The sequence below is a fragment of the Plantactinospora sp. CNZ320 genome (assembly GCF_002846275.1).
In genome coordinates this window covers 6774121-6787820 of record NZ_PJMP01000001.1, presented here as the reverse complement: position 1 = coordinate 6787820, position 13700 = coordinate 6774121, and the positions used below count along the sequence as shown (strand labels likewise).

At 72.5% G+C, this 13700-nt stretch carries 9 protein-coding genes; 2 read left to right on the top strand and 7 right to left on the bottom strand.

The genetic code is table 11. The features are described from left to right. The first annotated feature begins 134 nt into the window (after positions 1-134). Together CLT71_RS30370 and CLT71_RS30365 are read left to right on the top strand one after the other, a co-directional pair. On the top strand, positions 135-1373 hold the full coding sequence (locus CLT71_RS30370; RefSeq protein ID WP_101370109.1) for a cytochrome P450: 1239 nt from the start codon (positions 135-137) through the stop codon (positions 1371-1373). Next, entirely contained in the window at positions 1370-2530 is a 1161-nt protein-coding gene (locus CLT71_RS30365) for an epoxide hydrolase family protein (RefSeq protein WP_101370108.1), read from the top strand. The genes CLT71_RS30370 and CLT71_RS30365 overlap by 4 nt, the downstream gene beginning before the upstream one ends. 65 nt (positions 2531-2595) lie before the next feature. Here CLT71_RS30365 and CLT71_RS30360 read toward each other — a convergent pair whose 3' ends face one another. From CLT71_RS30360 to CLT71_RS30330, 7 genes are all read right to left on the bottom strand, one after another. Then, the gene (locus CLT71_RS30360; protein ID WP_199187775.1) at positions 2596-3474 is read right to left on the bottom strand and encodes a maleylpyruvate isomerase N-terminal domain-containing protein; all 879 of its coding nucleotides are present in this window, start codon (positions 3472-3474) and stop codon (positions 2596-2598) included. Then, positions 3471-4505, bottom strand: a complete 1035-nt coding sequence (locus tag CLT71_RS30355) for an NAD-dependent epimerase/dehydratase family protein (protein ID WP_101370107.1) — start codon at positions 4503-4505, stop codon at positions 3471-3473. Before CLT71_RS30355 ends, CLT71_RS30360 begins: the two co-directional genes overlap by 4 nt. A gap of 66 nt (positions 4506-4571) precedes the next feature. Next, entirely contained in the window at positions 4572-5927 is a 1356-nt protein-coding gene (locus CLT71_RS30350; protein WP_199187774.1) for a cytochrome P450, read from the bottom strand. Next, on the bottom strand, positions 5918-6469 hold the full coding sequence (locus CLT71_RS30345; RefSeq protein ID WP_101370106.1) for a flavin reductase family protein: 552 nt from the start codon (positions 6467-6469) through the stop codon (positions 5918-5920). Before CLT71_RS30345 ends, CLT71_RS30350 begins: the two co-directional genes overlap by 10 nt. Then, positions 6466-6909: an acyl-CoA thioesterase gene (locus tag CLT71_RS30340; protein WP_101370105.1), complete on the bottom strand. Its 444-nt coding sequence runs from the start codon at positions 6907-6909 to the stop codon at positions 6466-6468. Before CLT71_RS30340 ends, CLT71_RS30345 begins: the two co-directional genes overlap by 4 nt. 3 nt (positions 6910-6912) lie before the next feature. Next, on the bottom strand, positions 6913-12684 hold the full coding sequence (locus CLT71_RS30335; protein WP_101370104.1) for a type I polyketide synthase: 5772 nt from the start codon (positions 12682-12684) through the stop codon (positions 6913-6915). Further along, positions 12681-13697 (bottom strand): RnfABCDGE type electron transport complex subunit D, encoded by a 1017-nt coding sequence (locus CLT71_RS30330; RefSeq protein ID WP_101370103.1) that lies wholly within the window; start codon positions 13695-13697, stop codon positions 12681-12683. The genes CLT71_RS30335 and CLT71_RS30330 overlap by 4 nt, the downstream gene beginning before the upstream one ends. Between the last annotated feature and the right edge of the window lie 3 nt (positions 13698-13700).

Genomic DNA, 13700 nt, shown 5'->3' with positions numbered 1-13700 from the left:
AGGACGTGATCGAGGGATCCGGGCATCCGGGCAGCGATCGAGCGGCGCGGCCGCGACAACGACATTTCTGATTCCCGGTGCCCGCCTGCCCACATCCGGTTGATTTCGCGGATTAGCCCCTGGAGGTACCGACCGTGGAAAAGGCTGTCTGCCCATTCGTCCTCGACCCCGAGGGTCGGGACACCCACGCGGAAACCGATCGGCTGCGCGAGCAGGGCCCCATTGCCCGGGTGGAACTCCCCGGCGGCGTCCTCGCCTGGTCGGTGCACAGCTACGAGTTGGCCAAGCAGATCCTGATCGACGAGCGGTTCTCGAAGGATCCGCGCCGGAGCTGGCCGGCGTTCATCAACGGCGAGATTCCGCCGGACTGGCCGCTGATCACCTGGGCCGTGATGGACAACATGGCCACCCACGACGGTACCGACCACACCCGGCTGCGCGGGCTGCTCCTCAAGGCGTTCACGACGCGCCGGGTCGAGGCGATGGCGCCACAGTTGGAGACCACCGCGAAGGAGTTGCTCGACGATCTGGCCACCGCCGGCCCGGACGAGGTCGTGGACCTGAAGACCAGGTACTGCCAGGCGTTGCCGGCCCGGATGATGTGCGACCTCTTCGGCGTACCGGACGAGTCCCGGGCCGACGTGCTGCGCGGTGGGCACGTGAACGTGGACACCCGGATCACCCCGGAGGAGGCGGCCGCCAACGTCGACCAGTGGACCAAGGCGATCGCCGATCTGGTGGTGTACAAGCGGGAGCATCCCGGTGACGACCTCACCACCGCCCTGATCGCGGCCCGGGACGAGGACGGTTCCCGGCTTACCGACGACGAACTGATCGGGACGCTGCACCTGATGCTGGGAGCCGGCTCGGAAACCATGGTCAACTCGCTGAGCCACGCCATCGTCGCGGTACTCGACGACCCCACGCTGCGCGCCCAGGTGATGTCCGGGGAGGTCTCCTGGAGCGACGTGATGGAGGAGACCCTGCGGGTGGAGTCGCCTGTCGCGCACCTGCCGTTCCGGTTCGCCACCGAGCGGTTCGAGATCGGCGGCGTGACGATCGAGAAGGGCGACCCGGTGATGATCGATTACGCCGGGCTCGGCCGGGACCCGGAGCTGCACGGCGAGACCGCCTGCGTCTTCGACGCCACCCGGAAGGACAAGACGCACCTCTCCTTCGGCCACGGCGTGCACTACTGCCTCGGCGCGCGGCTGGCCAAGCTGGCGACCCTGATCATGCTGCCGGCGCTCTTCGACCGTTTCCCGCACGTCGAACTCGCGACCCCGAAGGACCAGCTCGCCCCGCAGGGCACCTTCATCATGAACGGCCGTCGCGACGTCCCGGTCTATCTGTGGGGCCGGGTGAGCGTATGAAACCGTTCCGGATCGAGATTCCCCAGCCGGACCTGGACGACCTGGACCGGAGGCTGGCCAACACCCGCTGGCCGACCGAGATGCCCGACCAGGGCTGGGAGCGCGGCGTACCGCTGGACTACCTCCGGGAGTTGGTGGAGTACTGGCGTACCAGCTACGACTGGCGGGGGGCGGAGGCGAGGCTGAACTCGTTCCCGCAGTTCCACACGGAGATCGACGGGGCGAACGTGCACTTCCTGCACGTCCGCTCACCGGAGCCGACCGCCGTACCGCTGCTCGTCACGCACGGCTGGCCCGGCTCCGTCGTCGAGTTCCTGGACGTCATCGGCCCGCTCACCGACCCCCGGTCGCACGGTGGGGATCCCGCCGACGCCTTCCATCTGGTCATCCCCAGCCTGCCGGGCTTCGGTTTCTCCGGCCCGACCCGCGAGCCGGGCTGGAACGTGCCCCGGATCGCCACCGCCTGGGCGGAGCTGATGCGCCGCCTCGGCTACCAGCGGTACGTGCCGCAGGGTGGCGACGTGGGCGCGTGGATCACCCTCACCCTCGCCGGACTCGACGCGGAGCACGTGCTCGGGGCACACGTGAACTTCCTCTTCACCGCTCCACCGCCGGATCCGGCCGCGCTGGCCGGGCTCGATGCCGGGGACCGGGAACGCCTGGAACTGCTGGCGAGGTTCCTCGCCGACGGCTCCGGGTACATGCTGTTGCAGGCCACCCGGCCGCAGACCCTGGCGTACGCCCTCACCGACTCGCCGGTCGGGCAGCTCGCCTGGATCGTTGAGAAGTTCCGGGAGTGGAGCGACTCGGCGAAGGTCCCCGAGGACGCGATCGACCGGGACCGGATCCTCACAAACGTCATGCTCTACTGGCTCACCGCGACCGCCGGCTCCTCGGCACAGTTCTACTTCGAGACGGCGGACCAGCTGCCGACCGCGCCCACCCCGCCGGCCGCGCCGCCACCGCTGCCGGTACCGCTCGGCGTGGCGGTCTTCCCCCGTGACTCGGCCCGGCCGGTCCGCCGCTTCGCCGAGGCGGCGTTCCCGAACATCGTGCAGTGGCACGAGTTCGACCGGGGCGGCCACTTCGCCGCGCTGGAGGAGCCCGACCTCTTCGTCGACGACCTCCGCGCCTTCACCCGGCTCCTCGACCGCTGACGACACCTGTAAGGAAGGGCCCCCGCTACAACAGAAAACGATATGCGGGGGCCCTTCCTTACACCTCAGTTGTCGGGCATGTGCACGGTGCGGAGGAAGGTCGGCAGCAGCCAGGGGCGCGGGCCGGTCACGACGAGCCGGCCGGTGAGCGCGGCCCGCAGCCGGGACATCCGGCCGAAGAGCACCAGGTTCAGCGTCGGCGGGTCGAACCAGAGCCGTACGTCGTCGCCGGGGCCCGGCTCGGCGACCGTCACCCGGCCCCGGTTCCCGGCGTGTCCACCGGTACCGTCCAGGACGATCGTCACCGGGACGGTGTGCCGGGACCGGAACCGCACGGCGATCCGTCGCCGTGGCGGTGGTGCGGTGCTGTCGAGCAGTGCACCGTAGCCGTACGAGGTGACTCCGACGAGGAACAGCTCGATGAAGAGGCCGGCGTCCCGGGGCGGGATCTCCCAGCGGATCGGGCCGGCCCGGGCGATGTCCCAGCCGTGGATCAGCAGCTCGTTGGTGAGGTGGGCCAGCAGCCCGCCGAGCGGCAGCCGGGACCCGCCCAGCCAGTCGACAGGCTCGGTGGGATCACGCCCGTCGGTGGCCCGCAGTATCGACCGGACGTGCTCGCGCAGCCGTACGCCGAGCGGGGCGAGAGCACGCTCCATGACGTACCGCCGGAGCAGTAGGTCGTTGAGGTCCCGGACGGTGTCGACCCGGGTGTCCCGGAGCTGCCCGTCCAGCCGGGCGTCCCGGCCGCTGTCGACGCCCGGCTCGACGATGGTCTGGCAGGCCCAGGCGAGCGACACCGTGTGTGCCGCGGTCTGCTCGACCGACCACGACCTCGTCGCCCGGGCCGTCGGGACCGGGACGGCGGTCAGCAGGTCGGCGAAGCGGTCGCCGGCCCGGTGCAGCGCGTCGCGGGTCTCCGCCCACTGCCGGTCGGAAATGATCACTTCGCCTCCAGTACGGCCGCCGCGCCGGCGAGCCGGTCCGAGATGTGGCCGGCCCGGTGCAGCCAGCGCACCGTGTCCCGCAGGGTCGTCTCGAAGGTGCTACCGGCCGGACCGAGAAGCTGCTCGGTGGCGGTGGTGTCGACGGGGCGGCCGACCATGCAGGTGTAGATGCCGCCGTACTCGGCCGGGATGTGCACCGGCACCAGATGTTGGGCGAGGCTGGCCAGCGCGCCGACCGGCAACATGGCGGAGGCCGGCAGGTGGACGACGGGCAGCCTCCGGCCGGTGACCCGGCGCAGCGTCCGGACGAACTCGCGGGTGCTCACATACCGGCCCTGGGCGAGGAAGCGGCGGGGTCCCCGGCCCGGGTGCAGTACGGCGGCGTGCAGCCGGGCGACGTCCCGGACGTCCCCGACCGGGAAGCCACCCGACGGCCACATCGGCACAAGGCCGCGCAGGGTGTTGCGGACCCGGCTCGCCTGGTCGCCGAGCTTCGGGTCGTGCGGGCCGAGGGTGGCCAGCGGGTAGGTGATCACCACCGGGGCACCGGCCCGCTGCGCCCGCCGGGCCACCTCCTCGGCACCTGCCTTCGTCGCCATGTACGTCTCGCGCGGCGCGCCGACCGGGGAGTCGGGGTGCAGCGGTGCCCGGTCGGCGGGGAGCAGGGCGGCGAAGCTCGACACGTACACGATCGGGTCGGCGCCGGCCACGCGTGCCGCGTCGAGCACCACTTCGGTACCCCGGACGTTCACCGCGCGCATCGCGGCACCGGCCCGGCTGTCGAAGCTGTACACCGAGGCGGCGTGCAGCACCGCCGCGCAGCCGCGTACCGCCCCGGCGACCGCGACCGGGTCGGTCACGTCACCCCGGCACACTTCGAGGCCGTCCGGGTCGACGCCGAGCGGACCGAGCGCCGGGGCGACACCGGCCGGGTCACGGACGAGCAGGCGTACCCGGTGACCCGCCCGCAGGATCTCCGCCACCGAGTGGGAGCCGATGAACCCGGTGCCCCCGGTCACCAAAACCAGCACGTCGCCATCGTCCAGTCCCGGCCGGTCCGGCCGCTAGGTCGAGATTTCTCGATATCGCCAAGTCGGTCAGGCGGCGTGCACGGTCATCGGCAGTCCGCCCCGGATCCGCAGCGAGAGCATCGGCTCGGGCACCACCCGGTGCTCGGGTACCGCCCGCAGCCGCAGCTCGCGGGCGACCATGGCGACGACGAAGACCGCCTCCATCATCCCGAGGTGGTTGCCGACGCAGAACCGCGGCCCGGCCCCGAACGGGATGTACGCGTACCTGGGCCGGTGCCCGGACTGGGCGCGGGCCGGGTCGAACCGCTCCGGATCGAAGCGCTCCGGATCGTCCCAGAACCCGGGGTGCCGGTGCAGGGTGTACGGGCAGATCAGCACGTCGGCACCGGCCGGTATCCGGTAACCGCCCACCTCGTCGGCCTGCTGGGCGATCCGGGAGAGCATCCAGACCGGCGGGTACAGCCGCATCACCTCCTCGACGACCATCGTGGTGTACCGGAGTTCGCGCAGGTCCTCGTACTCCGGCAGCCGGTCGCCGAGCACGTTCCGGGCCTCGGCGCGGACCCGCTGCCAGACCTGCGGGTGCCGGTCGAGCAGGTGGAACGTCCAGCCGAGGGTGCTGGCCGTGGTCTCGTGGCCGGCGAGCAGCAGGGTGACCAGTTCGTCGCGCATCCGCCGCCGGCCGACCGCCGGGTCGGCCTCCTCCGATGTGGACGTCACGAGTCGGGAGAGGGCGTCGTCGCCGCTCGGGTCCCGGGTCCGCTCCCGGACCAGCTCGTCGACGATGCGTTGCAGTTCGGCACGGGCCCGCCGGAACCGGAGCTGGTGCGGCAACGGCACCCACATCGGTACGGCGCTCTGCGAGACCATCTCGAACATCGCCTGGTCCTGCATCGCCTCGAACGCCTGCCCGAGCGACCGGAAGGCACCCAGGTCGGCGTCGAGCAGGGTACGGCCGAGCACGCCGAGGGTCAGCCCGGTCATCTCGCGTACCACGTCGACCGGCTCGCCGTCCCGGTGCGCCCGGAACCGGACCATCAGTTCCGCCGCCTCCTCGGCGATCACCCCGGCCTGCCGAGCGATCCGGCGGTGCTGGAAGACCGGCTGGATCACGTTGCGCTGCTTGCGCCACAGCTCGCCCTCGCTGGTCAGTAGCCCGTCGCCGAGCGCCCGTCTGGCCTGGGCCAGCCCGAGTCCCTTGTGGTAGTTGCCCGGGTTGTCGGCCAGCACGTACTTGGCGTGGTCGGGGTGGTTGAAGAAGTAGAGCACCTTGGGACCCATGGCGATCCGGACGGCGTCGCCGTACTTCCCGGCGGCCAGGGACATCAGTCCCAGCCGGTCCCGGACAAGTTTCCACAGTAGACGGGGTGCGGACCGGGCCGGTGGACCCGGCGGGACCCGGACGGAGGTGGTCAGGGACACGGCGTGGTCACCCCGCTCACGTCGTTGGTGCGCTCGGCCGAACCGGTCCGCTCGAAGCGTCCGCGCAGGAAGAGCAGCGCGTCGGCGGCGTCCGGCTGTTCGGCGGAGAGCACGGTGCCGAGGAATATGGTGTGGTCTCCGCCGTCGTAGCTGCGCCAGACGTCGCACTCGAAGTGCGCGAGCGCGCCGGAGATCAGTGGTGCCCCGGTGACCGGCCCGGGACGCCAGTCGACGGAGTCGAACTGGGCCGCGCCCAGCGGCCGCCGCCGGTCGGCGAAGTACCGGGCGACGGCCTCCTGGCGGGCGGCCAGCACCGAGATCCCGAACGACCTCGTGCCGTCGAGGCAGCCGTGCATGATCGCCTTCCGGTCGATGCAGACCAGCAGCAGCGGCGGGTCCAGCGACACCGAGGCGAACGAGTTGGCGGTCATCCCGTGCGGCACCCCGCCGCCGACGGTCACCACCGTGACACCTGTGGCGAAGGTCCCACACGCCCGGCGCAACGACTGGGCGTCGACGGTTCTGCGCGCGTCCAGCGTCATGGCTGGCTCCCCGCCGGCAGGTACGCGTCGAGGGCCCGGGCCAGCGCCTCCGGCACCCGGGCCGGCACGGTGGCGCCGTTCGGCCCGCGCATGCAGGCCACCCGCTGCCGGCCCCGGGCGACCAGGGTCTGGCCGCCGCCCGGGTCCAGCCGGAGGTAGTCGAAGCCGAACTCGAGCTGGGTGTGCGCCAGGTCCACCAGCCGCATCCGGACGGCGAGTTCGTCGAAGGCGGTGATCTCGGCGAAGAACTCGCAGTCGACCCTCAGGGTGAACAGTTTCAGGTCGGCCTGGAGGTCGGCCAGCACGTCCGGGGCCCGCTCCTTGAGGAACATCTCCCGGCACCGGCCCTGCCAGCGCAGGTAGTTGACGTAGTAGACGTTCCCGACCAGGTTCGTCTCCTCGAACCCGACGGTGTGCAGGTACTCGTAGTACTTGTCCATGGTTCATGACCACCCGTCGGTGAGTACCGCGACCACGACCGGCGCGGCGACGCCGTGCAGCCGGGTCGCGAGCGTGCCGATCCGCAGCGTGCCGGAGGCGAGCACCAGCCACCCGTCCCGGCGTACCGTGCCCATCGTGAGCGGGGCGCGCGCCGGCAGGCCCGCCTTGGCCAGGGACTCCAGCGCCGTCCAGATCCGGGTCGCCGCGGTCTGCGGGTCCTCGCCCAACTCGGCGGCGACCAGTTCGGCCAGCCCGGCGTGCTGGCCGAGCAGCGCCCGCCACTGCGCCGGGTCCCGGTCGGCGACCGGTTCGACGTCGCAGCCGAGCGTTCCGGTGGCGGCGACGCAGAGCGTCACGCCCGCGCCGTGCGAGACCGAGATCATCCGGTCGCCGTCGATCTCGGGCCGGCCGTCCGGCCGGTACCGCAGCTGGGTCGGGGCACCGAGCACCCGGCCGGCGGCCAGCGCGGTGTGCTTGCGGTCCCGGGCCGTCCGCTCCGCCGGCAACGGCTCGACCGCCACCGCGATCCGGGCGCCGAGGACCTCCTCCAGGGCCCGTTCCAGGTACGGGCCGAGCAGCGGCGCCACCCACGGACCCCGGCCGTCCCTCTTCCGTACGGCGCGCAGGCGCAACCCGTCCCACCGCTCGACGACCGAGCCGTCCGGGGTACGCACCGCGATGTCGTAGACGTAGGTGTCGCCGTCCCGGCTGCGTTCGGTGGCGCAGAACCGCACCTCGTCGAGGTCGTCCAGCGCCCGCCCGGCCGGCTGCACCCGCTCGATGCCGGCCGGCAGCAGCGTGGCGTGCGGCACGCAGACCTGGTTTCCGTGCATCAGGGCGTCCCGCATCCCGGGGTCGGCGAGCAGCCGCTCGCCGGGGAGGAAGGGCGCGATCCAGTCGACCGTCGGGTCGACCGCCAGGTCGGCGTCGACGTGCCGGGCGGCGGCCCGGTGGTACTGCCGCAGCCGGTGGAACCGCTTGCCCTGGAACAGCGTGTCGCCGTAGAGGTCCCGGGACGGCTCCAGGGGCACAGGTGGCAGTCCGGCGGCCACCTGCTCCGGCGGGCCGTCGGGGACGGCGTCGTCGGTGAAGCGCAGCCGGGCCACGAAGTGGTCGACGAGGAAGTCCGTCTCCGCACTGCGGATCGCCACCGCCACGGTGTCGTCGTCGACCACCGTCGCGGCGATCCGGATCGTCGTACTGCCGTCCGGTGGCACCACGATCGGGCGTGGGAACTCGACCCCCTCCAGCACCGGCACACTGTTCCGCCCGGTGACCGCGGTCGCCGCCTGCGTCATGGCCTCCATCCCGAACACCGCCGGGAAGAGGAGGTTGCCGTCGAGCAGGTGGTCACCGAGGTAACGGTCGGTACCGGCGTTCAGCTCCACCTCGCAGACCAGCTCGACACCGTGGTACCGGACCAGGGGCCGGTCGACGAAGCGCAGCAGCGGCAGTTCCGGAGCCTCCCGGCGTACGGTGTCGATCCCGTCGGTACGGCCACTGACCACCACCACTGTCGGCGCGTCCGGGTCGGCGAGCAGCCGGCGCAGCAGGCGTACGCCGTCGTCGGGGGTGATCGGGGTGATGCCGTCCCGGTAGAGACCCTCCACGACGGAGAGCCGCTCCCCCATCCCGACTCCGGACCAGACCGACCACTCCAGGCAGAGCGCCCGGCAGCCGGGGTGCCGGGCGGCGACCTCGGCGGTGATGTCGGCGAGCCACTCGTTGGCGGTGGCGTAGTGCGCCTCGCCGCGCAGTCCGGCCCGGCCGATGATGCTGCCGAAGCTGACCAGCAGCCGCAGCCGGCCGGGGTCGACCGCGTCGAGTATCGCGCGCAGACCGTCGATCTTCGGCGCGAAGGTGCGACGGATCGCGTCGGTGTCCAGGTTGGCCAGTGCGGCCGGCTCGTTGCGCCCGGCGCCGTGCAGTACGGCGGTGACCGGTCCGAGCGCGGCGGTCACCTCGGCGACGGCCTGCCGCACCTGGGCCGGGTCGGTGACGTCGGCGCGGGCGTAGTGCAGCCGTACTCCGGCCGCCGCCATCCGGCTCAGGTTCGCCGCGAGTTCCGGGTCGTCGGCCGGGTCGGACCGGCCGAGTACCGCCATCTTCGCGCCGGTGTCGGTGGCCAGCGCCAGCGCGCACTCGGCGGTGATGCCCTTCCCGCCGCCGCTGACCAGCAGCACGTCCCCGTCGTGCAGCGGCTGGACGACCCGGGCCGGCCGCACCGGCATCGGGCGCAGGGTCGGTACCCGGCGGATCCCGGCGGCGTCGTAGTACGCCTCGGTGAACCTGCTCGTGCCGCGCACCTCGGCCACGACCTGCTCGACGACCTCCGGTGACGGCGGCGCGTGCACGATTGTGGTACGCAGCTGCGGCGCCTCCAGCCGGAGCGTCTTCGCCAGCCCCGCCGCGCCCCGGCCGTGCTGCACGAGCACGAACCGGGTGCCGGCGGTGCCGGTCGTGGCCGCCTTGGCGCCGAGCAGGGCCAGTTCGAGGTGCTGCTCGGTGCAGTTCGGCGGCAGGCAGACCAGGATCCCGGCGCCGACGTCGGCGCGTTCCAGCGCGTGCCGCAGCGGCTCGGCGAGCGGGCTGTCGGCGGGGGCGTGGACCCGCCACCGGCCGCTGGCCTCGGGCTCGCCGCGCGGGGGCGGCCCGGTCTGGTCGAGGTCGACCCGGAACGCCCGGGACCAGGCCGCGGCCCCGGCGACCACCGCGGGCGGCCCGGCGTCACCGGCCGAGGCGTTCTCGGCCAGCTCCGCCAGCGCGTCGGCCAGCTCGCGGACCGTGGCGGTGGCGAAGTTCGTCGGCCCCTGCGGGGCGCCGACGGCGACCTGCTGGGCCACCTGATTGACCAGCTGCCCGACGGTGATCGAGCTGAGGTGCAGGTCGTCGAGGAGGCGGCTCTCCTCGCGGACCAGTTCCAGCGGCAGTTCCGCGCGCTCCGCCGCCAGCCGGCGCAGGGTGTCCACTATCGACTCGCCGGGATGCTCCGACCGGTCGGGTGCGGCGGGAGCCTCGGCGGGGGCGGTCCGGCGGGCGGTGCCGCGCAGGCTGATCGGCGGCGCCGCCTCGCAGGGACTCTCGAAGAAGGTGAACTCGGCGCCGACCTGGAGCGGGCGGACGAGCCGGCCGTGGAAGAGCCCGGCGTGCACCGGGGCGGCGCCGACGACATACCCGGCACCCACCACGGCGAGCAGCCCGGCCAGCGACTCGTCGTCGGTGTCCAGCGCCACCGCCGGTACGTCGGTGGCCGCCGCCGCGAGTCCGCTGAGTACCCGGCCCGGACCCACCTCCACGAAGAGGTCGATGTCCTTCGCCACCAGCGTCACCGCCTGGGTGAAGAGCACCGGATCGGTGATCTGGCGGCGCAGCAGCGCCGGCACGTCGGTCTCCGGTGCCAGCGGCTCACCGGTGACCGTGGAGACGATCCGCCGCCCGACCGGGCCGATCCGCTCCTCGGTCAACCGTCCCGCGAAGACCTCGGCGGCGGGCGCCACCAGCGGCGAGTGGAACGCGTGCGACACCGGCAGCCGGCGCCAGCCGATCCCGGCGGCGTCGGCGCGGCGTCCCAGCTCCTCCAGCGCCGACACGGCGCCGGCCACCACCGTCTGCTGTGGACCGTTGTAGGCGGCGATCACGACCGGCAGGCCGGTCAGCAGCGACCCGACCGCCTCCGGGGACTCGCTGATCCCGACCATGCTGCCCGAGGCGCTGTGCTCGGCCATCGTGCGGCCGCGCACCGAGGCGATCCGCAGCAGGGTCTCCTCGTCGATCGCCCCGGCCCAGTGCAGTGCGGAGATCTCGCCGAGACTGTGCCCGACGGCCGCGGCGGCCTCCACGCCGAGCATCGACAGCGCGCGCAGCCCGGCCGCCGAGCCGGTGACGATCCGGGGCTGGGCGACCGCTGTCGCCACCATGTCGCCGCTGGTGGGCAGCGCCGCCGAGGCGTACACCTCGGCCACCTCGGTGAAGCGGCGGCGCAGCGCACCGCCGCTGGTGCCCCGGCCGGAACCCTGGCCGGGGAAGAGGAAGGCGATCCGGCCCGGTCCGCTGGCGTGGCCGAGGAAACCCCGCCCGTCCGCCGTGAACAGGGTGGTCTCGCCCGCGTCGAGTGCCTCGCAGAGGGCGCGGAGCCGCCGCTGCGCGTCGTCCGGCGAGGAGACCACCACGGCCGCCCGGTACGGCCCACCGCGCAGTTCCCGGTGCAGGGTGGCGGCCAGGTCGGCGAGCTGGGCGTACGCCAGGCTCGGCACGAAGTCGAGCACCAGTTCCAGCCGGGTACGCAGTTCCGCCGGGGTGACCCCGTCGACGACCAGCAGCTCCACGTCCTGCACCGAGGCGGCCAGTGCGCGGGTACGGGTGTCGAACGGCACCCGCCGGGCCGGGTCGGTCTGGTCCAGCACGATGTGCGTGTTGATCCCGCCGAATCCCATGGCGGTGACACCGGCCCGCACGGCGGTACCGGTCGGCCACGGCTCGGCCTTGCGCAGTACCCGCAGTGCCGCCGCCTCCTCGTCGAGCAGTTCGTGCGGTTCGACGCAGCCGACGGCGGGCGGGAGCACCTGGTGGTGCACGGCCATCGCCGCCTTGATCAGGCCGGCCACCCCGGCCGCCGCCTTGGTGTGCCCGATCATCCCCTTGATCGAGCTGATCACGGCCGGCGGCGCCGAGGAGTCCGCCGCGCGGCGGGCCAGCGAGAGCGCCCTGAGTTCGGTGGCGTCGCCCACCTCGGTACCGGTGCCGTGCCCCTCGAAGAGCCCGACGGTCTCGATGCCGAAGCCGGCCCGTTCGTACGCCCGGCGCAGCGCGAGCTGGTAGCCGCTCACCTCGGGCCGGGTGATGCCGCCCTTGCCGTCCGAGGAGATGCCCCAGCCGGCGATCGTGGCGTAGACCCGGTGCCCGGCCCGGCGCGCCTCCTGCTCGCGCATCAGCACGACCATCCCGCAGCCCTCGCCCGGCCAGAAGCCGTTGGACCTGCGGTCGTAGACCCGCATCTCGTGCCGGGCCAGCGCGCCGGTCTTGGCGAACCCGACGATCTCGAACGGGTCGATCGACAGGTCCACCCCACCGGCCACCGCGACGTCGACCTCGCCGTCGACAAGGGTCTTGCAGGCGGTGGCGACCGACAGCAGCGAGGAGGAGCAGGCGCCGTCGACGGTGTAGCCGCCGCCCTTGAGGTCGAAGTGGTTGCAGATCCGCCCGGCGATGGTGTTGGAGAGCCCACCGGCGAGGGTGTCCTCGTCGATCGGCGGGAACGGGCTCTTGAAGGTCTCCTCGAAGTCGTCCAGGAACGTCGAGAGCTGGTCGTCGTCCCAGTCCTGGTCCTTCAGCGCGGCGGCGACCATGCGGCGGACGTACGGCCAGCGCAGCCGCAACTGGTTGGCCCGGGAGAACTCGCCGGTCAACGTGTTGCCGACGACCACGCCGGTACGCTCGCGCGGCAGCCCCTCGGCCATCGGGAAGCCCGCGTCGGCGAGCGCCCGGGCGGCGGTGTCCAGGGCCAGCCAGTGGGTCAGGTCGGTGGAGCGGTAGGTGCTGCCGGCGATCTTGTAGGCGATCCGGTCGAACCGGTACCCCTCGATCACCGCCGCCATCCGGGCGTAGAACCGGTCCGGTGTGGTCGGATCGGCGTCCCAGTAGTCCTCCAGCCGCATCCGCTGGTCGGGCAGGCGCCGGAACGCCCGCCGGCCGGCCAGCGCGTTCTCCCACAGTTCCTTCGGTGAGGTGGCGTCCGGGTACTGGCACGCCATGCCCACCACGGCGATCCTGGTCATGCGGTCACCACCTCCTTGCCGGCGGGTTCCCGGTCGGCCGGCTCGTGGCCGTTCGGCGAGGCGACCAGGGCGGGGGCGACCGCTGCGGCCGCGGCGGCGGTGGCCGCCGCCTCACGCTGCTCGCGGGCCCGGTTGACGAAGTGCACCGACCAGAGGAAGCCGCCCCGGATCAGGCAGACGATCGCGGTGGCGAAGAAGATCCCGTACGCGATGCCGGCGCCGGTGACGATGCCGTAGACGACGGCCACCCCGGCCCCGAAGGCGACCTGGGAGGCCGGGCGGGACGGGCTGGTACCCGGGTCGGTGACCATGTAGTTGGTGAAGAGGACGAACGCGACGCCGGTCATCATCGCCAGCGCGGCCGGGATCGAGGTGTCCAGCACGATCCCCCGGAAGACCGCCTGGAGGACGAAGGCACCGAGCCAGCCCATGATCAGCCACATCCGGCCGGTGAGCATGCCGTTGATCATCGTGCCGCCGAAGATGATGATCGCCGGGATGATCCAGTCCACGACGCCGCCGACGTGCTCGGTGAAGTGGTACGGCGGCGCGACGCTCGCCCACGGGAAGAGCAGCAGGATCACCGTGATGCCGAAGTTGGACGGGTTCATGTAGTGCCGCAGCCGACCGCGTACCGGTGCCCGCAGCACCCACTTGGCGCCGATCGCGACGGCGATGCCGAACATCATCGGCAGCACCCGGTCGTTGACGTAGATCAGCATGTTCAGCGCGAGGCTGGTGATGTGCGCCGGGTAGAGGAACTCGACCATGCCGCGTACCCCGCCGCCGAGGAACCGTGGTGCCCGCCCCTCCGCCCGGGCGCCGATGACCTCAAGGACGATCTCCAGCGTGTAGCCGGTCAGCAGCGCGATGAACGGCCAGGTCCACGCCTGCTCGAAACCGAAGAGGGTGTAACCGAGGATGTTGAACACGGTGATCGAGATGGCGAAGTTGCGCAGCGCCTTGATCACCTTTGGGTCGTGCCGGGGTGGATTCTTCGTCTTCTCGGCCATCTC

Coding starts and splice junctions, on each gene's coding strand:
- CLT71_RS30340 (WP_101370105.1), bottom strand. CDS start 6,909: ATGGACAAGTACTACGAGTACCTGCACACCGTCGGGTTCGAGGAGACG.
- CLT71_RS30335 (WP_101370104.1), bottom strand. CDS start 12,684: ATGACCAGGATCGCCGTGGTGGGCATGGCGTGCCAGTACCCGGACGCC.
- CLT71_RS30365 (WP_101370108.1), top strand. CDS start 1,370: ATGAAACCGTTCCGGATCGAGATTCCCCAGCCGGACCTGGACGACCTG.
- CLT71_RS30345 (WP_101370106.1), bottom strand. CDS start 6,469: ATGACGCTGGACGCGCGCAGAACCGTCGACGCCCAGTCGTTGCGCCGG.
- CLT71_RS30330 (WP_101370103.1), bottom strand. CDS start 13,697: ATGGCCGAGAAGACGAAGAATCCACCCCGGCACGACCCAAAGGTGATC.